Annotated in this window: 17 protein-coding genes; 7 read left to right on the forward strand and 10 right to left on the reverse strand. The window is 61.5% G+C overall.

Annotated elements, in window-relative coordinates; all coding sequences use genetic code 11:
* Positions 1–210: 210 nt before the first annotated feature.
* Together ACUXVH_RS20460 and ACUXVH_RS20465 are read right to left on the reverse strand one after the other, a co-directional pair.
* The gene (locus ACUXVH_RS20460) at positions 211–1,380 is read right to left on the reverse strand and encodes a catalase family protein (RefSeq protein WP_011062669.1); all 1,170 of its coding nucleotides are present in this window, start codon (positions 1,378–1,380) and stop codon (positions 211–213) included.
* On the reverse strand, positions 1,377–3,185 hold the full coding sequence (locus ACUXVH_RS20465; RefSeq protein ID WP_176707126.1) for a di-heme-cytochrome C peroxidase: 1,809 nt from the start codon (positions 3,183–3,185) through the stop codon (positions 1,377–1,379). Before ACUXVH_RS20465 ends, ACUXVH_RS20460 begins: the two co-directional genes overlap by 4 nt.
* A gap of 269 nt (positions 3,186–3,454) precedes the next feature.
* Between ACUXVH_RS20465 and ACUXVH_RS20470 the strand changes: the two genes are divergently transcribed.
* The 5 genes from ACUXVH_RS20470 (at position 3,455) to ACUXVH_RS20490 (ending at position 6,157) form a co-directional block, all read left to right on the forward strand.
* Positions 3,455–4,168 (forward strand): FKBP-type peptidyl-prolyl cis-trans isomerase, encoded by a 714-nt coding sequence (locus ACUXVH_RS20470; RefSeq protein ID WP_011062667.1) that lies wholly within the window; start codon positions 3,455–3,457, stop codon positions 4,166–4,168.
* A gap of 292 nt (positions 4,169–4,460) precedes the next feature.
* Positions 4,461–4,916: a YkvA family protein gene (locus ACUXVH_RS20475; protein ID WP_011062666.1), complete on the forward strand. Its 456-nt coding sequence runs from the start codon at positions 4,461–4,463 to the stop codon at positions 4,914–4,916.
* Between the two features lie 114 nt (positions 4,917–5,030).
* Positions 5,031–5,372, forward strand: a complete 342-nt coding sequence (locus ACUXVH_RS20480; RefSeq protein ID WP_015636619.1) for a helix-turn-helix domain-containing protein — start codon at positions 5,031–5,033, stop codon at positions 5,370–5,372.
* The gene (locus ACUXVH_RS20485; RefSeq protein WP_003179080.1) at positions 5,369–5,740 is read left to right on the forward strand and encodes a hypothetical protein; all 372 of its coding nucleotides are present in this window, start codon (positions 5,369–5,371) and stop codon (positions 5,738–5,740) included. Before ACUXVH_RS20480 ends, ACUXVH_RS20485 begins: the two co-directional genes overlap by 4 nt.
* Positions 5,741–6,157, forward strand: coding sequence for a hypothetical protein (locus ACUXVH_RS20490; protein WP_011062665.1), 417 nt, complete (start codon positions 5,741–5,743; stop codon positions 6,155–6,157).
* Here the strand turns inward: ACUXVH_RS20490 and ACUXVH_RS20495 are convergent.
* Both ACUXVH_RS20495 and ACUXVH_RS20500 read right to left on the reverse strand, forming a co-directional pair.
* Positions 6,108–7,934 (reverse strand): bifunctional diguanylate cyclase/phosphodiesterase, encoded by a 1,827-nt coding sequence (locus ACUXVH_RS20495; protein WP_015636618.1) that lies wholly within the window; start codon positions 7,932–7,934, stop codon positions 6,108–6,110. The genes ACUXVH_RS20490 and ACUXVH_RS20495 overlap by 50 nt on opposite strands.
* 134 nt (positions 7,935–8,068) lie before the next feature.
* Positions 8,069–10,153, reverse strand: coding sequence for a carboxy terminal-processing peptidase (locus ACUXVH_RS20500; protein ID WP_176707127.1), 2,085 nt, complete (start codon positions 10,151–10,153; stop codon positions 8,069–8,071).
* Positions 10,154–10,291: 138 nt separating this feature from the next.
* Here ACUXVH_RS20500 and ACUXVH_RS20505 point away from each other — a divergent pair, with 138 nt between their 5' ends.
* Entirely contained in the window at positions 10,292–11,254 is a 963-nt protein-coding gene (locus ACUXVH_RS20505) for a zinc-binding dehydrogenase (RefSeq protein WP_065365435.1), read from the forward strand.
* Between the two features lie 106 nt (positions 11,255–11,360).
* Here the strand turns inward: ACUXVH_RS20505 and ACUXVH_RS20510 are convergent, their stop codons facing one another.
* From ACUXVH_RS20510 to ACUXVH_RS20535, 6 genes are all read right to left on the reverse strand, one after another.
* Entirely contained in the window at positions 11,361–12,014 is a 654-nt protein-coding gene (locus tag ACUXVH_RS20510; RefSeq protein ID WP_011062661.1) for an HAD family hydrolase, read from the reverse strand.
* Positions 12,015–12,054: 40 nt separating this feature from the next.
* Positions 12,055–13,044 carry an ABC transporter ATP-binding protein gene (locus ACUXVH_RS20515; RefSeq protein WP_065365436.1) on the reverse strand — a complete coding sequence of 330 codons (990 nt, stop codon included), beginning with the start codon at positions 13,042–13,044 and terminating at the stop codon, positions 12,055–12,057.
* Positions 13,041–13,841, reverse strand: a complete 801-nt coding sequence (locus ACUXVH_RS20520; protein WP_011062659.1) for an ABC transporter permease — start codon at positions 13,839–13,841, stop codon at positions 13,041–13,043. Before ACUXVH_RS20520 ends, ACUXVH_RS20515 begins: the two co-directional genes overlap by 4 nt.
* Positions 13,828–14,673 (reverse strand): ABC transporter permease, encoded by an 846-nt coding sequence (locus ACUXVH_RS20525; protein WP_011062658.1) that lies wholly within the window; start codon positions 14,671–14,673, stop codon positions 13,828–13,830. Before ACUXVH_RS20525 ends, ACUXVH_RS20520 begins: the two co-directional genes overlap by 14 nt.
* Positions 14,670–15,476, reverse strand: a complete 807-nt coding sequence (locus ACUXVH_RS20530; protein WP_011062657.1) for an alkaline phosphatase family protein — start codon at positions 15,474–15,476, stop codon at positions 14,670–14,672. The genes ACUXVH_RS20525 and ACUXVH_RS20530 overlap by 4 nt, the downstream gene beginning before the upstream one ends.
* Before the next feature lie 124 nt (positions 15,477–15,600).
* Entirely contained in the window at positions 15,601–16,668 is a 1,068-nt protein-coding gene (locus ACUXVH_RS20535) for an ABC transporter substrate-binding protein (RefSeq protein ID WP_015636612.1), read from the reverse strand.
* 362 nt (positions 16,669–17,030) lie between these two features.
* Here ACUXVH_RS20535 and ACUXVH_RS20540 point away from each other — a divergent pair, with 362 nt between their 5' ends.
* The gene (locus tag ACUXVH_RS20540) at positions 17,031–17,744 is read left to right on the forward strand and encodes a UTRA domain-containing protein (protein WP_011062655.1); all 714 of its coding nucleotides are present in this window, start codon (positions 17,031–17,033) and stop codon (positions 17,742–17,744) included.
* The last annotated feature ends 14 nt before the right edge of the window (positions 17,745–17,758 follow it).

A 17,758-nucleotide genomic window follows, 5' to 3' on the forward strand; every position in this document is an offset into this window, starting at 1 on the left:
TAGTTCAGTCGGTTAGAATACCGGCCTGTCACGCCGGGGGTCGCGGGTTCGAGTCCCGTCCGCTGCGCCATATTCGGCAACCTGGAACACTGAACGCCAGGTCGCCACACAAAGCCCGCTCAATGCGGGCTTTTTGCTGTCTGGGATTTGTATCGGTTCGAATCCTGCGCATGAAAAAAGCGGCCCTCGGGCCGCTTTTTGCGTTTTTGCCTACTGCTCGGCGTTACGGCTATGCCGGTAGTCGCTGACGGCTTCATACACCGCCTTGCGCAGACGGTTGATGCCGCCGATGGGGCGATGGGCTTCCAGACCGAACCAGGGGTTGAAGGACTGGTTGTCGCAAGCCAGGTTCTGCGCCGGGGTATCGAAGTCCTGGGCGGGAAGGGTCACCCGTGCCACCGTTTCAAAGGGGGCGTCACTTTCTTTCCATTCAATGCTGGTGTCTTCGATCGGCATGAAACGGTTCGGGTCCTGGCGCTGGACCTGCAGTACGAAACAGGCGCCAACCCGATCGGTGGAGAGTTGCTGGGTCAGGGCGCTGCGCAGGAAGTTGGGCAGATCCTGGTTCTGTGCTGGCAGGCTGTAGGCCGGGCAACTCTCGGGGTCCGGCATGACCCGGAATTTGGCGTTGGCATTGCCGAACTTGTAGGGCGAGACCGAGTAGTAGGTGGTCTGGGTCGGGCTGGCCGGGGCCGGTGACAGGGTCGCCAGGGCGATGAACAGATGCCGTACCTGCCAGGTGCGCGGATCCCACCCGGGGAAGAATGCGCCGACTTTCTTGCCGTCCGCCTGGGCGGCGATGTTCTGCTGATATTCGGCTACGTCGCTGACGAAGAAATTCGGATGATTGAACATCACGAAGTCCTGTTCACGGCGTTGTGATTCCGACGCCATCAGTTGTTGCCCGGGAACATCCAGTAGCTTGATCGCCATGCCGCGGGCGTCGCGAATACTGTCGAACTGCGGGTAGGCGTTGCCGTTGGACAGGCGTACGACGGCCTGCCAGGTCTGGCCAGGGGTGGCAAATACTCCCTGGCGCAGTGGCGGGCTCAAGTCGTTGAGGACCTGGACCTGTGCCTTCACGCAACCGTGGGCCTTGGCATGGGCATCGCGCAGGTAGCGGGTGCCTTCGCGGTGCTGGTCAACGATGCGTACCGCGGTCTGGATGATGTCCTGGGTGCGGGCTGCCTCATCGGCAGGAACCTGCTCCTGCACCGCTACCGGGCCTCGGTGGTGCCAGGCGAACCAGGCACTGGACAGTGCCCAGCCCAGCAGGCCGATGACCAATAGCAATAACAGGGTCCTGCCCAGCAAGGCGCCGAGGCGCAGCCACAGTCGGGCCAGCAGGGACGGTCGTTTTCTGGCGAGATCGAGTTTCATGGCAATTGCGACTCCAATGGTCCGCCCAGCACTTTCAGGTATTCCAGCAAGGCCCAGCGTTCTTCTGGCTGCAGCAGTGGGCCGATAACGCCATTGCCACGCTGGCCGGCGCGGAATTCGTGGCCGCTGTTGTGGTTGCCGCTGATGCGGGTATCGAATTCAAAACCGTTCTTGAAGGCTTCCGGGCGATAGCCCAGGTGCTTGGGATCGTACTCGAAGGTGCCGCGGTAGAAGGTTGTCGAGCGCTCCGATTGCGGAGACAGCAGTTGATAGAGGTTGGGTACCGAGCCGTTGTGCAGGTACGGCGGTGTGGCCCAGACCCCGGCCAGCGGGCGGGCCTTGTAGGCGCGCAACTCGCGTACGCCGATCGGCAGCCCGTAGCCGTCCAGCCGCGGGCGCTCCTCGGGGGTGACCTTGGCGTCGCGATAGGCGCGCTCTTCGACAAAGGCCGTGATGTAGGCCAGGCCCTTGGCAGCCGAGAGTTGACGCAGGTCCAGCGGTTCGCTGGGTGTCGGGTGCAGCTCGACGTTGGACCTGGCCAGTTCGGCGGTATCCCACTGCAAGGAGCTCAGGTCATAGCGCAGGTCGGCGATATTGCTCGCCGAATTCGGGTCGGTGCCAATCACCGCTACCGGAAGCATTTTCAACTGCTGTACGGGGCGGCCGTTGTTGTCGCTGACCGAGGGTACATGGCAGCCGGCACAGTTGCTGGCGAACAGCTCGCGGCCCTTGGCGGCCAGCGGCTTGTCGATCGTGCCCAGCAAGGCTTCCGGCCAGGCCGGTGGCTTGAGGCGCTGCAAGGTTTCCTCGATCAGGTTGAGATCGCGGACACGTACGCTGGAAGGGTAGCGGGCCTCGCCGGTGAGGGGTTGGCCGTTGGCGTCGAACAGGTTCAGGGTGGCGCCAACCCCCAGGGCTTCGCCGATATTGCGCGCCATGGGTTGCTGCGCCGAGCCGTTCCACTGGACCCAGTCGAAGGTCCAGATATCCCAGAGTTGCGGGTAGTCCACCGGGGCATTGGCAATCCGATAGTTCTCAGGGGAAATGGCGTCGCCGAAGCTGGCATTGGCGATGCGGCCAAAGGCGTCGGTACGGCCCGGACCCTCTTCGGTTGGATAGAGGCCGCGATGGGTATCGTTCCAGGCCACCCGCAGGAAGTTATCCAGCGAGACCTTGAAGTCCTTGCGCAGTTGTTCGTGCCTGGCTTCGTAGTCGGCACCCAGCACCTTGCGGGCGAAGCGCTCGAATTTCCAGGGGTTGTAGTAGGTGCTGGTCAGGCTGGCCACGAGGGCCTGGCCGAAGCTGCCACCACGCAGGGTCGGTACGCTGGACGGCAGCACGTGCTGCGCCGAGCCGCCATCAATGCGCAGGGCTTGATGGTTGAAACGCAGCTCGCCGGTGTGGCAGGCAGCACAGGTGATGTCCAGGTATTGTTCCGCGCTGCCCGGATTCTGATGGCGGGCGAAGCCCACGGGCAGGTTGCCGGGATTCTGCGCTGTGGCTTTCTGCCCCGGCTCCACCAGGAAGCCGAAGCGGGCCAGGTACTCGGGAGCGGCAAAGGGCTGCTCGGAGAACGGCAGTTCCAGAGCGCTGAACCATTCATAGCGCAGGCCTTTGACCTGGGTGCCCTGGGGAGTGAAATAGTAGGTCTGGCGATCCTTGGCATCCCATTGGTCCAGGTAGTGCACCTGTTCAACGGGTACATAGTCGGGGAGTTTCGGATTGGCCACGTAGTACAGGACTACAGCCAGGACAATGCCGATCAGCACGGCAATCAACAGCAACACACGATAGATGAGGCGCAAGATGTACTTCCTTGTCGAATTTCGTTTCCTTATGCCTGAGCTCATCTGACGCGGCAAGTAGCCATTACTTGAGCTATGGTTATCCGCGCCCGTTCAAGCGCCTCGGTAAGCGGCCTGGGCAGGGTGTACCCCAGAGCATGAAAACGCGTTTAAAGACGTGAACTTATCGGCCATTTACTACTCTTACGCCGGTAGCCATTGGTCGTGGTCGCCTGATAAGCTCGCGGCTTTATTCGATTGCCCTTTAGGCGCATGAACAAGGAAATAGCATGAAACAGCATCGGTTGGCGGCGGCGGTGGCCCTGGTTAGCCTGGTACTTGCGGGTTGTGATTCGCAGACCAGCGTAGAGCTGAAAACCCCGGCGCAAAAAGCTTCCTACGGTATCGGCCTGAACATGGGCAAGAGTCTGGCTCAGGAAGGCATGGATGACCTGGATTCCAAAGCGGTCGCCCAGGGCATCGAAGATGCCGTCGGCAAGAAAGAACAGAAGCTGAAGGATGAAGAGTTGGTCGAAGCCTTCGCCGCGCTGCAAAAGCGTGCCGAAGAGCGCATGGCCAAGATGAGCGAAGAGTCGGCGGCTGCCGGCAAGAAATTCCTCGAAGAGAACGGCAAGAAAACCGGTGTGACCACCACCGCTTCCGGTCTGCAGTACGAAGTACTGAAAAAGGCTGACGGTCCTCAGCCCAAGCCGACTGATGTCGTGACTGTTCACTACACCGGCACCCTGACCAACGGCACTGTGTTCGACAGCTCGGTAGAGCGTGGCAGCCCGATTGATCTGCCTGTCAGCGGCGTGATCCCGGGTTGGGTCGAAGGCCTGCAACTGATGCACGTGGGCGAGAAGTACAAGCTGTACATCCCGAGCGACCTGGCCTACGGCGCCCAGAGCCCGAGCCCGGCGATTCCAGCCAACTCGGTGCTGGTCTTCGAACTGGAGCTGCTGGGTATCAAGGATCCAGCCAAGCAGGACGCCGCCAAGTAACCTGCGTCAGCGCCTGAAGCAACGCCCCGTTCTTACGGGGCGTTGTCGTTTCTGCAGGTTGCTGCTGGCAAATTATCCGAACCGACGGCAGTGCGGGTGGTCTGAACAGGGTATGAGCGGTAGGTAGTCGCTGGAGGCTGCCAAGTCAATGAAATTATGGGTTTTTTTATGTGAGTAAAAAACGCCCGATCTGAGCTCAGCCCTTATGAAACGGGGCTTTCAGCCGTGAAAAATAGCTCTGTTCACAAGGTTATCCACAATTTGTGTGGATAACATTTCAGTGGGAGTGATGATGAAAGCACCCTGGAATTTTGCTCGTTTCCTGCCGCTGGCGGGGCGCTTGCTGAGCCGCGGCCGTTTGCCCACGCTGCTGTTCGCCGTGGCGAGCAAAGGCGCCAGCCAGGGCGGACGCCTGGGCAAGGTCAAACAGGACCTGCGCTTGTTGCAGGCACTGTGCCTGGCGTACTGGCGTGGCGAGTACCGGGCCATCAGCCCCAAGGCGCTGCTGTCGGTGGTGGCAGGCTTGATGTATTTCCTCAGCCCGGTGGATGCCATTCCTGACTTTATTCCGGTGTTCGGCATGCTTGACGATATCGCCGTTCTGGCTTGGTTGATGAAAACCCTGGATGACGAACTCAACGCCTTCCGAACCTGGCGCAATCGGCAAATGCCGGAAAAACTCGCGGTTGTCGAGCGCTTGCCGGACACTGCGGAGCAATTGCTGCTGGAAGGACCGCAGAAAAACTAAGGGTATTCACCGCCTCCCACAACAATCATGCTCCCCGCGACCATTGCCGCTGTTAGGATTACACTTCAAGGGAAAAGTCCGACTCGCTAAGTGTCGTTGTCCTACGGGGTAGTAATGGATATTCAGATTATTGAACGCGATGGCGAGCCCGAATATGCGGTTCTGCCGTGGGCTCAGTATCAAGCTTTATTGTCAGCCGCAGGTCTTACCGAACAACCACCGCACGCTGCCGCAACTTCTCAGGCAGCGCCACCAGCCCAGAATCTTCCGGGCCTGGATCAATTACGCAGTCTGCGCGAAGGGAAGGGCATCGCCATCGAGGCGCTGGCCCGCAAAGTTGGTATCAGTCCGTCTTACCTGGCCCTGATTGAAAGTGGCGAGCGTCAACCCGACGCTGCGATTCGCCGCAGCCTGGCCTGGGAGTTGACGGTGCCGGGGTGGAGGGAGCAATCGTGAGTGTAAGGATCAGTCGTCAGCACTGGGATGGGCTGTTGGGTGAGCTGGATCAGGCCCGTCGTCAGCGGCACCTTTTAACCTATCGAGCCTTGTTGGAGCGCTTGCAACTGCCCAGCCCGGCCATGCAGACCCTGACAGCGGCGCTGGAGCATCTGGCAGCGCTGGATGCACGGGCCGAACAGCCTTTGCGCAGTTCCCTGGTGATCAGCCAGGGGGCCAGCCGCTTGCCGCGTACCGGCTTCTTCGAGTGCGTGGAGCGTCTGGGGCGTTTTTCCGGCCCTTCCGACGGTGTTGCCGCGGCTTCCTGGCATGCCTCGGAAGTGGTGCGGGTCTTCGAGTACGAGTATCCCGAATCAGCGGAGGCTTGAATGTTCCTGGCACTCAAGGCGCGACTCGGCTATTGGCTGGCGCGCCGTTTGTTTCATTGGCCGTGGTTTGTCCGCCAACCCCGTGTCTGGCGTTGGATGGAAGGTCAGTTTGCGCGCATGGCCAATCTGGGCAATGTCGGTGCGCTGAGCTTTTATGGGCACATCCTGACTTTTCGTGGGCAGGGGCTTGGCGCCCGTCAAGAAGGTCAACGCCTGCTGCGGCTGGCTGCACTGGCGGGGGATGGCAAGGCAGCCTATCAGTTGGGCGTGATCAGCCTGGCCGGCTCGCCCAGCAAGGCTCCCGACGCTGTCGAAGCGGCGCGCTGGTGGACGCTTTCGGCCCAGGCCGGGCATCCTCTTGCGGCGCTCAAACTGACGCAGCTCGATCAGCCGACTGATCCCGCAGCGGCTCACTGAGGTTTTGCGCTCCCAGGCTGGCTGCCGCTTCCAGGCTGTCGATCACATGGATGCTGTAGCCCTGGATATTCTTGGCGTGATGCTTGGCCTGGGAGGCCAGCTCCGCCAGTTGGCTGGAGTCCAGTTGGCCACAGGCCTGTGGATACAGGTGCACTACGCCGATGGACAGTGACAGCAAGGGAAATTCCTGACGGATACCTTGCCGATTGGGGGCGACAAAACAGCCGGCTTCCAGGTGTTCGCTGCGATAGAAGCGCCGGCACTGGCTGTGGAAGTCATCCAGCAACTGGTTGAGCCGTCGGCGCCAGTCCTCCGGCCCCAGCACCAGCAGAAAGTCATCCCCACCGATATGTCCGACGAAGTCGCGGCTCGGGTCTACCCGGTCGTTCAGGCATTGGGCCAGGCACAGCAGCACCTCATCGCCGCGGCCATAGCCATAGATATCGTTGAAGGGTTTGAAACTGTCGATGTCGACGTAGCAGATCACCGATTCCCGTGCTTGCTGCAGCAGGCGGCTCAGGCACTGCTGGATCGGCACATTGCCGGGCAGCAGAGTCAGCGGGTTGGCGTAGCGGGCTTGCTGGATCTTCAGCTCCGTAATCAGCTTGAGCACATCGATGACCCGCCCCAGCCCCAGATAATGGCCATTCAAGGTGATGATGAAATCTTCCTCGATGCGTTGGCGGGCGCGGCTGGTGATCAGGCGGCTGACCTGCTGCAGGGACTGGCTGAGTTCGACCGCGAGAAAGTCATCGTTCATCAGGCGGCTGATGGGCTTGCGGGCGAACAGGTCGGTGGCAAAGGGCTTGAGCAGGGCGTCGGAGAGCGAGTGCCGATGGACGATGCCGCAAGGCTGCCCCTGTTCGTCCAGCACCGCGAGGGAGTTGAGGTTGGCTTGCCGGCGAAAGGCTTCCAGGACGTTGGCGGTGGGCGTATTGCGGGCAACGGCCGGTTGCTCGTTGAGCAGCGCACTGAGGTCGCTGCCATCATCGTTGAGGGCCACGCTGGTGTGATCATGCTTGGGCATCATTGCCCGAGCGTCCCTCGGCGGCTGTTCCTGGGGGCGACACAACAGGTAGCCCTGGACCAGGTCGACGCCCATCTCGGTCAGCACTGCCAGTTCTTCGGTCAGTTCGATCCCTTCGGCGATCACCTGGGCGCGGGAGGCTTTTGCGATTTGCAGAATCGAGCCGACGAACTCGCGCTTGAGGGCATCCTGGTGAATGCCGTCGATAAAGTGCCGGTCGATTTTCACGTAGTCCGGGCGCAGCTCCGACCACAGGCGCAGGCTCGAATAACCGGCGCCCAGGTCGTCCAGGGCGATGGAGAAACCCATGTCGCGGTAATGGTGCAGGGCGTTCTGCAGCAACTGGAAATCGTCGATCGGGGTCTGTTCGGTAAGCTCGATCACCACCTGGCTGGGGGGGATGCCGAAGTCCTCAAGCAGCTGCAAGGTACGCCCTGGTTGGTGGGCGGCCTCCAGCAGGGATTCCGGCGAGACGTTGAGGAACAGCTTGCCGGGCAGTTGTTGTTCGCTGAAGCGTTTGCAGGCGCTTTGCCGACAGGCAATCTCCAGCTCGCTCAGGCGCCCGGCCTGGCGCGCGACGGCGAACAGCGCGACAGGGGAGTGCAGAGGGCTGTTTGAGGGGCCGCGACTCAGGGCCTCATAACCCAGGATGCGCCGCTCGGACAGGGAAATGATCGGTTGGAACAGACTGTGCAAACCGCTTTGAGCCAGGATTGAACTCAATGCACTGAGCTGTTCGGTCGTGGTCATGGCGATCTCTGTCGATAAAAAAAGGACCGGGCGCGGCTCTGGCTAGAGAGCGGCGCCCAGTCCTTTATTTCACGACAGAATGATGACTGTTTAATGACGATCCGAGGAGCGATCGAATTAAATTGCCATCATCCTCAGTGCTTGGCCACCGAGGTGTTGAGCTTCAGATAGTCCAGCAGGATGCGCCCGGTTTCACTCAGGTAGGCGTCGTCTTCCGGCTTGGTCTTGTCCGGCTCGGCAGCAGCCAGTGCATCTTCGTCTTCTTTCTTCAGCTCTTTGAGCGGCTCCTCGCCCTTGGCTTTGCGACGGGCGTTTTCCAGGGCCAGTTGCTTGGCTTCGATATCGGCATGTTGCGCCCGACGATCGGCTTCATTGAGGCTGACGGTTTTTTCCGCCATCAGTTTCTGTGCCAGGGCCAGCTTGTCGCGGATGAACACGAACTCCGGATCTTTCGCCGAACGGCTTTCGTGTTCGGCCTTGAGCTGAGCCAGGAACGGTTTGAACGGGTCTACCGCAGGCTTGATGGCCGGGCGGATGGTGTCCCATGGCATGGCTTCAGGCAGGGCGCTTTCGCCGATTTCCTTGGTGTCGATGATCGACGGATAGCCGATATCCGGCAGTACGCCCTGGTGCTGGGTGCTCTGCCCGGAAACCCGGTAGAACTTGGCCAGGGTCAGCTTCAGCTCGCCGTGGTTCAGCGGCTGGATGGTCTGCACGGTGCCTTTGCCGAAGGTCTGGCCGCCGATGATCAAGGCGCGGTGGTAGTCCTGCATGGCGCCGGCGAAGATCTCCGAAGCCGAAGCCGAGAGACGGTTGACCAGCAGTGCCATCGGGCCTTTGTAGAAGGCGCCGGGGTTTTCATCTTCCAGTACATCCACCCGGCCGTCGGCGTTGCGCACCAGCACGGTAGGCCCCTTGTCGATGAACAGGCTGGTCAGCTCGGTGGCTTCCTGGAGGGAGCCGCCGCCGTTGTTGCGCAGGTCGATGACCACACCGTCGACCTTGTCTTTCTGCAACTCGGTCAGCAGTTTCTTCACGTCGCGGGTAGTGCTCTTGTAATCCGGATCACCAGCGCGGAAGGCCTTGAAGTCCAGGTAGAAGGCCGGGATCTCGATCACCCCGAGCTTGTAGTCCTTGCCGTCCTGCTTGAGGTTGAGGACCGACTTCTTCACCGCCTGGTCTTCGAGCTTCACCGCTTCGCGGGTGATCGGCACGATCTTGCTGGTCTGGTCGTTTGGCGCATTGCTGGCCGGGATCACCTCCAGGCGTACCAGGGTGCCTTTCGGACCACGGATCAGCTTGACCACTTCGTCCAGGCGCCAGCCCACCACGTCGACCATTTCCTTGTCGCCCTGGGCGACACCGATGATCTTGTCTGCGGGCGCTACCTGCTTGGTCTTGTCCGCCGGGCCTGCCGGCACCAGGCGCACGACCTTGACCTGGTCGTTGTCGCTCTGCAGCACGGCGCCGATGCCTTCCAGCGACAGGCTCATGTTGATGTCGAAGTTTTCCGCGTTATCCGGCGACAGATAGTTGGTGTGCGGGTCGTAAGACATGGCGAAGGTGTTGATGTAGGCCTGGAAGATGTCTTCGGCCCGGGTCTGGTCCAGGCGCGCCAGCTGATTCTTGTAACGCTTGGTCAGCGTCTCCTGAATCTGCTTGGGTTCCTTGCCGGCGATCTTCATCCGCAGCACTTCGTCTTTGACGCGTTTGCGCCACAGGTCGTCGAGCTCTGCGGTGGTCTTGAGCCAAGGGGCGTCCTTGCGGTCGATCAGCAAGGTTTCCTTGGTGTTGAAGTCGATCTTGTCGACGCCTTTGTTGAGTTCCGCCAAGGCGAAGTCCAGACGCGCTTTGACCCGGTCCAGATAACGCTTGTAGATGGTGAAACCGGCATTCAGGTCGCCGCTCTTGAGGAAGTCGTCAAACTGGGTTTTCCATTTGTCGAACTCCGCGATATCGCTGGCCATGAAGTAGCTGCGCGATGGGTCCAGCAGCTTCAGGTAGCTGTCGTAGATGATCACCGAGCGCGCATCATCCAGCGGCGGTTTGCTGTAGTGATGACGTTTGAGCAGTTCAACGACATTGAGGCTGGCAATTACCTCATCGCGATCGGGCTGAAGTTGATCCCAGCTATTGGCTGCGAACGTATTGGTCGACATCGGCAGAAGGCCGAAACCAATGAAAAGAGCGAGGGCGGTGCTGGGGAACAAATGCTTCATGCTGATTCGACGCGGGGGCAATTGATAACGCATATTAGGCCGTCTTTGAAGTCGCCGGTTCCATAAGGACCGGTCGCATAATGCAAAAAGCCCGGTGCTACCGCTCCGGGCTCAGTCCAGACTCACTATGGAGGCACTGTGAAAGCATTGCAAGGCGTTGAAGGTCATGTGGAGTGGGTGGAAGAGCCAAGTCCGGCCTGTGATGTGGGGCAAGTTCGCATTCGGGTGGCGGCTGCTGGCCTCAATCGGGCCGACCTGTTGCAGCGTGCGGGGCTCTATCCCCCGCCTCCCGGAGCCAGCAAGGCCCTTGGCCTGGAATGCTCCGGGGTAGTCAGTGAAGTGGGCCCGGGTTCGTCCTGGCAAGTGGGTGATCGGGTCTGTGCCCTGCTGGCGGGCGGAGGCATGGCTGAAGAGGTGGTGGTAGATGCCCGCCATGTACTGCTAGTACCCGAAGGGTTGTCCCTGGCCGAGGCCGCGGCGCTGCCCGAGGTCTACAGCACAGCCTGGCTGAATCTGTTCCAGCTGGCAGCGCTCAAGCCGGGCGAGAAGGTCCTGCTGCACGCTGGCGCCAGTGGCGTCGGCTCGGCGGCTATCCAGCTGTGCAAGGCGTTCGGCAACCCGTGCTGGGTGAGCGTTGGTTCAGCCGATCGCCTGGCCTACTGCGAGAGCCTCGGTGCCCAGGGCGGTGTGGTGCGTACCGATGGCATTGAGGCGCTGCGGGACTTTGGGCCTTTTGATGTGATTCTCGACCCGGTGGGCGCCAATTATGTGGCCAACAACCTCAAGCTGCTGGCCCTGGATGGACGTTGGGTACTGATCGGCTTGATGGGCGGGCGCGAAGCGCAGCTGGACCTGGCCCAGGTGCTGGGCAAGCGGATCCAGTTTCTGGGTTCGACCCTGCGCAGCCGGAATGACCAGTTCAAGGCCGACCTGTTGAGCGACCTTGGGCATAATGTCTGGCCGTTGTTCAGCGAAGGGCGTCTGAGCCCGCAATTGGCCAGGACCTTTGCGATCCAGGATGCAGAAGCCGCTTTTGCGGAGCTGGCGACCAATCAGGTCTCGGGCAAGCTGGTGCTGGTGATCGACCCCAGCCTGACCTGAGCCCTGCAGGAGCCGGCTTGCCGGCGAAGGGGGCGCCAGGCCTGGCGGTCTGTTCGCTGGCAAGCCAGCTCCTACACAAGCCAGCTCCGGGGATCTCTGGGGCGGGTCACTTCCAGTGGTGGATCGGCCAGCCGGCCTTCTGCGCATGTTCACGCAGCACCGGATCCGGGTTCACCACCTGCGGGTGGTCCACGCGCAGCAGCAACGGCAGGTCATTGCGCGAGTCGGAGTAGAAGGTTGCGCCTTCCAGGTTTTCTTCCTCGGCATCCAGCCATTGCAGCAGGCGGGTGATCTTGCCCTCGCGGTAGGTCAGGGTGCCAACGGTGCGGCCGCTGTAGACCCCATGCTGCACCTCCAGCTCGATTCCCAGGACTTCGTCGATACCCAGGCGCGCGGCAATCGGTTTCACCAGGTGGGTGCCCGAGGCCGAGATCACCAGGATCCGGTCGCCGGCCTGGCGGTGGGCGGCAATGGCCTTGCAGGCGTCGCTGAAGATGATCGGCTCGATCACCTCTTCGACCCAGGGTTCGACCAGGTGCGCGACCTCTTCCGGGGTGCGTCCGCTCATGGGTTCCAGGCTGAAGTCCATGAACTCCTCCATGGCCAGCTTGCCATGGCTGTAGGCGTCCATCAGCTCATGGTTGCGACGCATGAACGACTCGCTGTCGACCCAGCCCAGGCGGCCCATCTGCTCGCTCCAGAGGGTGGCGCAGTCGCCGTGAATCAGGGTTTCGTCCAGATCAAAAATTGCCAAGGCCATCAGTGCCGCTCTCTCTTCAGGATCAATTGCGTGAATGCCATCAGGCTACCTCACACAGGGCTGTCGGATCGATGCTCAATGCCAGACGCTGGCCGTCGGCGTGCAGATCATCGGCCGAGCGGTTGAGTACATCCACCACCAGCTCCACGCCTCGGGCCTCGACCCGATAGCGGATCACGTTGCCCAGCAGGCTGTGGCTGCGTACCAGCGCATCCAGTGGGCCTTCCTTGCGCAGTTCGATGGCTTCCGGGCGGATGGCGATGCGGCCGCTGACCGGCCGCTGCAGCAGCTTGCTGGCGCTGTCGGCATCCAGCAGGTTGTAGTTGCCGATAAAGCCCGCGGCGAAGGCGTCCACCGGGGCGGTGTAGAGGGTTTCGGCATCGCCGCTCTGGACGATCCTGCCCTGGTTCATCAGGAAGATCCGGTCGGACATGGTCAGGGCTTCTTCCTGGTCGTGGGTGACGAAGATCGTCGTCAGGCCCAGTTCCCGCTGGATGTTGCGGATCTGTTCGCGCAAGTGCTTGCGGATCCGTGCATCCAGGGCCGACAGCGGTTCGTCCAGCAACAGCAGGCGCGGGCGGGTCACCAGGGAGCGGGCCAGGGCCACGCGCTGGCACTGGCCACCGGACAGCTGGTGCGGGTAGCGGCTGGCGAAGTCGTTGAGCTCCACCAGTTGCAAGGCTTCCTGGACCCGCTTGCGGCTGTCTTCGGTGCCGACCTTCTGCATGCGCAGGCCAAAGGCCACGTTCTGTTCCACGGTCATGTTGGGAAACAGCGCGTAGCTCTGGAACACCATGCCGATCCCGCGTTTCTGCGGGCTCAGGGGCACGATGTCCTGGCCGTCGAGGAGGATCTTGCCGCCGTCCACCGGGGTCAGGCCGGCGATGCAACGCAGCAGGGTCGACTTGCCGCAGCCGGAAGGGCCGAGCAGGGTAACGAACTCGCCCTTGCGGATTTCGCAATTGATGTCGCTGAATACCGTGGTGCCCGCATAGTTCTTTTGCAGGTGTTGGACGCTGACGAAGCTCATTGGCTTTTGTCCTTGTTCAAGATGTTGGCGGCCCAGGTCAGAAGCAGCACGAAGAAGAAGTAGGAAATCACCAGGGCGCTGGTGAAGTGGCCGCTGCTGTTACGCATGTTGTTCAGGTAGACCTGCAGGGTTTCATAGCGGGTGCCCACCAGGATGTTGGCGAACACGAACTCGCCGAACAGGAACGAGAAGGACAGCAGCAGCGCCACCATCAGGCCCTTGCGCAGGTTCGGCAGGACCACCAGGAAGGCCGCCTGCCAGGTACTGGCGCCCAGCAGTTGGGCCGCGTCCATCAGGTCCCGCAGGTTGATCGCCTGCAAGTTGTTGGTGATGGCCCGGTACATGAACGGCAATGCCACGGTGAAGTAGCAGCCGATGAGGATCCAGGGCGTGCCGACCATGGCGAAGGGCCCCGAACCATAGAGTTGCAGCAGGCCCACCGAGGACACCACCGGCGGCACCGCGAAGGGCAGCAGGATCAGGATGTTCATCAGCGCATCGAGCTTGGGGAAGTGGTAGTGCACCACGAACAGCAGCGGCAGGATCAGCACCACTGAAAGCACCAGCGCACCCACGCAGACCAGCAATGACTGGCCGAAGGCATTGAGAAAACGTGGGTCGCTCCACAGCTGCAGGTACCACTTGAAGGTGAAGCCGCTGGGCAGGATGGTCGCCGACCAGCTGCTGGCAATCGAGTAGACGAAGGTCCCCAGCAGCGGCAGCAGAAGGATGGCAAACAGCAGGTAGACCATCACTCGGTGGTAGAGCGCGGCGGAGCCGGGTTCAGCGCGAGACATGGTAGCTCCTCTTCAACAGCAGTTGATGGACGATGGTCACCAGGGTCATCAGCGCCACCAGCACCACGGCCAGGGCGCTGGCCATGTTCGGATCCAGGGAGATGTCCCCGGAGACCATGGCGGCGATGCGGATCGGCAGGACGTTGAAGTTGCCGGTGGTCAGCGCGTAGACCGTGGCGTAGGCGCCCAGGGCGTTGGCCAGCAGGATGACGAAGGTGCCCAGCAGCGCCGGGGTCAGCACCGGCAGGCCGATATGCCGCCAGAACTGCCAGCCGTTGGCCCCCAGCAAGGCGGCGGATTCACGCCAGTCCTCGCGCAGGGCGTCGAAGGCCGGGTAGAGCAGCAGCACGCCAAGGGGGATCTGGAAGTAGGTGTAGAGAATGATCAACCCGGTCTTGGAGTACAGGTTGAAGTCCTGAATGATCCCCGACTGCTTGAGCATGATGGTGATGGTGCCGTTGAAGCCCAGCAGGATGATGAAGGCGAAAGCCAGGGGCACCCCGGCGAAGTTGCTGGTCATGTTGGCGAAGGCATTGACGAAGTTGCGCAGGCGCGAATCCACCCGGCGCAGCGAGTAGCTGCCCAGCACCGCGATGATGATGCCGAACACGCTGGACCAGAAACTGATCTCCAGGCTGTACTGGATGGCCTGCAGGTAGAACTTCGAGCTGAAGATCCTGGTGAAGTTGGCCAGGCCCCAGCCGAACTCTTCCGATTGCAGGCTGTTGATCAGCACCCACACCAGGGGGGCAATCTGGAACACGATGAAGAACAGGGCGAAGGGCACCAGGCACAGGGCCGCCAGCCATTTGCCACGGGTGACTGAATTCACTTCAACAGCTCCCGGCAGAAAGGTTTGTCATGGGGCGCGCCCAGCAATTGGCAGACGGTGCCGCACAGTTCGGTCTGTTTCGGCGCGGCAGCGGGGTCGAGGCTGAAAGCGTCGCCGAGAACGAACAGCGGGACCTCTCGCTCCTCGGCCAGCAGGCCATTGTGCGAGCGGTCGTTGTTCATGCCGTGGTCGGCCGTCACCAGCACCTGGTAGCCGGCGTCGAGCCAGCCTTGCAGGTAGTCGGCGAGAATGATGTCCGCCGAGCGCGCGCTGTTGCGGTACTGCGAACTGTCCAGGCCATGCTTGTGTCCGGCGTCGTCGATGTTCATCGGATGCACCAGCAGCAGGTTGGGCTGATGGCGCAGGCGCAGGTCCTCGGCGTCGGCGAACAGATGGGAATCGGGGTAATGATCGCTCCAGTAGAAGTGGCCGTACTGGATCGGCAGTTCAGGGTTTGCGGTGTGCCGGTCTTGCGGGGCGTTGAAGGGCGAACGGTTGTACAGCTCGCTGACCCAGTGATAGGCCGCGGCGGCAGTGCTCAGGCCGGCCTCGCGGGCGTAGTGGAACAGGCTGCGCTGGTTGGACAGGCGCGAGACCTGGTTGTGCACGATACCGCTGTCGATCGGCCGCACGCCGGTGAGTATGCATTCGTACAGCGGGCGGGAGAGGGCAGGTAGTTCGCATTGCAGTTTGTACAGGGCGGCGCGGCCAGCACCGACGTAGGCTTGCAGGTGCCCCATGGCGTGTCGGGCAACTTCGTGGTTGAGGCCGTCGAGCACCACAAGGATGACGTTGTGCTTCATGAGGTGGAGGGCTCCGGGATCGGGTGTGCAGGCGCCAGCTTGTCGGCGAGTGGCCTGTGTGCGCTTGTCTGTGCAGCGCCTTTGAGCCATTCGCCGGCAAGCCGGCTCCTACAGGGATGCAGCCTTACTGCATGTTGATGATCACTTCTTCCTGCCACTTCTGCGGCAGGCCCTTGGAGGTTTTCTCCCAGGCATCGGCGTCCTTGATCGGTGTTACGTGCTTGTACTGCTCGTTGGGCAGCAGGTTGGCCTGTACGTCCGCTGGCAGGGTCAGGTGCTCGGCACGGATCGGCCGCGCATTGCCGCGGGCCAGGTTGGTCTGGCCGGCGTCGCTGAAGATGTACTCGCGGGTCAGCTTGGCGGCGTTGGGATGCTTGGCGTACTTGTTGATGATGGTGGTGTAGCCGGAGATCACCGAGCCGTCCGACGGGATCAGCACGATGTAGTCGTCCTTGTTGACCATCTTGTTGCGGTAGCTTAGGCCGTTGAAGTCCCAGACCACGCCCACTTCCACTTCACCCTTTTCCATGGTGGCGATGGTCGGGTTGGCCAGGGACAGGCGCCCCTGCTTGGCGATCTCGGCGAACATCAGCAGCGCCGGCTGGATGTTCTTCTCGTCACCACCCTTGGCAATGGCGGCGGCCAGTACGCCGTTGGCGGCCTGGGCGGCGGTGCTCACGTCACCGATGGAAACCTTGTACTTGCCCTTTTCCAGGTCGGCCCAGCTCTTAGGCGCTTCGGAGCCGTGCAGCAGCTTCTTGTTGATGATGAAGGCGATGGTGCCGGTGTAGGCCAGTGCCCAGTTGCCGTCCTTGTCCTTGGCCCAGTCCGGGACCTGGGCCCAGGTGCTCGGCTTGTAAGGCTGGGCCACGCCCTGCTTGACCGCGATCGGGCCGAAGGCTGCGCCAACGTCGCCGATATCGGCGCTGGCATTGTCTTTCTCGGCGGCGAACTTGGCGATCTCCTGGGCCGAGCTCATGTCGGTATCGATGTGCTTGAGGCCGTAGGTCTTGGCCAGGTCTTCCCAGGTGCCTTTCCAGTTGGCCCAGTCATCGGGCATGCCGACGCTGTTGACCGCGCCTTCTGCTTTCGCAGCGGCTTCCAGGGTTTTCAAATCGTTATCAGCAGCCATGGCGGCGGTGCACAGGGCAATGGTCGAGCCTAACAGTGATGCCAGGAAAAGCTGTTTCATCCGAAGCTCCTTTGGGCGTGTTCAACGCTGCGTTTTATCGACAGTCTTGCGGTGGGTTGGTCTAGGTCAGCAATACCTGAGCCAATTTAGGCGGGTTGGATGACACTTTGATGTCGGTGCCAACGATCGACGCATGGATTGAGGCGCAGGTCCGAGGCTGCGAAATAAGCGTAGACCATGGCCAAACGCCCGCAGAACAAGGATCTGGCGGGTAATTTGCAAGTTGGTGACAGGCCCGCTGAGCGCCTTTGTCATCTGTCAGTCATATGCATTGCCTAGGCTTTGGGCACGGATGCAGAGCACTGCCCCGGCCATTGCGCTGCCCTGAAACAGTGCTGGTCTAGTCCAGATAGGTAACGTTGATGCGTATTGATGCAACCAAAGCGGTGACAGCCATCGGCCAGGTCCTGCAGGAGCAGATCGCCCACGGGCTGTTGGCGCCCGGTAGCAAGCTGCCGGCCGAACGCAAGCTCAGCGAGCTGTTCGCCACCACCCGCATCACTGTGCGCGAGGCCCTGCTGCAACTGGAGGCCCAGGGCCAGATCTACCGTGAAGAGCGTCGTGGCTGGTTTGTTTCGCCGCCGCGCCTGGCCTACAACCTGATGCAGCGCAGCCACTTCCACGCCATGGTCAGCGCCCAGGGGCGGGTGCCCTCCACCGAGGTGATTTCCGCGCGCCTGCAACCGGCATCGGCGGCGGTCTGCGCCTGGCTGCAATTGCCGGCACTGTCCAGCGTGATCCAGATCTGCCGCGCACGACGCATCGATGAGCGGCTGGTGCTGTATGTCGAGCACTACCTGAACCCCAAGTATTTTCCGAAGATTCTCGATCTGGACCTGAACCAGTCGATCACTGAACTCTATGCCCGGCATTACGACCTGCACTACGGACGGGTGCGCTTTGAAATCGTGCCCACCTCACTGCAGCCGGAAGCGGCGGCGGCCTTGAAGGTTTCGGTGGGCAGCCCGGGGCTGCGGATTGCCCGGGTGAACTATGACCAGCACGAGCGGCTGATCGATTGCGACCTGGAGTTCTGGCGCCATGACGCGATTCATGTCGGTGTTGACGTTCTTTAGGCACCAGTGTCGTT

Source organism: Pseudomonas sp. 8(2025), assembly GCF_052665325.1.

What these genes read in the sequence shown, in the direction of transcription:
- ACUXVH_RS20460 (WP_011062669.1), bottom strand. Translation starts at nt 1,380, where the DNA reads ATGAAACTCGATCTCGCCAGAAAACGACCGTCCCTGCTGGCCCGACTG.
- ACUXVH_RS20470 (WP_011062667.1), top strand. Translation starts at nt 3,455, where the DNA reads ATGAAACAGCATCGGTTGGCGGCGGCGGTGGCCCTGGTTAGCCTGGTA.
- ACUXVH_RS20475 (WP_011062666.1), top strand. Translation starts at nt 4,461, where the DNA reads ATGAAAGCACCCTGGAATTTTGCTCGTTTCCTGCCGCTGGCGGGGCGC.
- ACUXVH_RS20480 (WP_015636619.1), top strand. Translation starts at nt 5,031, where the DNA reads ATGGATATTCAGATTATTGAACGCGATGGCGAGCCCGAATATGCGGTT.
- ACUXVH_RS20490 (WP_011062665.1), top strand. Translation starts at nt 5,741, where the DNA reads ATGTTCCTGGCACTCAAGGCGCGACTCGGCTATTGGCTGGCGCGCCGT.
- ACUXVH_RS20495 (WP_015636618.1), bottom strand. Translation starts at nt 7,934, where the DNA reads ATGACCACGACCGAACAGCTCAGTGCATTGAGTTCAATCCTGGCTCAA.
- ACUXVH_RS20500 (WP_176707127.1), bottom strand. Translation starts at nt 10,153, where the DNA reads ATGAAGCATTTGTTCCCCAGCACCGCCCTCGCTCTTTTCATTGGTTTC.
- ACUXVH_RS20510 (WP_011062661.1), bottom strand. Translation starts at nt 12,014, where the DNA reads ATGGCCTTGGCAATTTTTGATCTGGACGAAACCCTGATTCACGGCGAC.
- ACUXVH_RS20515 (WP_065365436.1), bottom strand. Translation starts at nt 13,044, where the DNA reads ATGAGCTTCGTCAGCGTCCAACACCTGCAAAAGAACTATGCGGGCACC.
- ACUXVH_RS20520 (WP_011062659.1), bottom strand. Translation starts at nt 13,841, where the DNA reads ATGTCTCGCGCTGAACCCGGCTCCGCCGCGCTCTACCACCGAGTGATG.
- ACUXVH_RS20530 (WP_011062657.1), bottom strand. Translation starts at nt 15,476, where the DNA reads ATGAAGCACAACGTCATCCTTGTGGTGCTCGACGGCCTCAACCACGAA.
- ACUXVH_RS20535 (WP_015636612.1), bottom strand. Translation starts at nt 16,668, where the DNA reads ATGAAACAGCTTTTCCTGGCATCACTGTTAGGCTCGACCATTGCCCTG.
- ACUXVH_RS20540 (WP_011062655.1), top strand. Translation starts at nt 17,031, where the DNA reads ATGCGTATTGATGCAACCAAAGCGGTGACAGCCATCGGCCAGGTCCTG.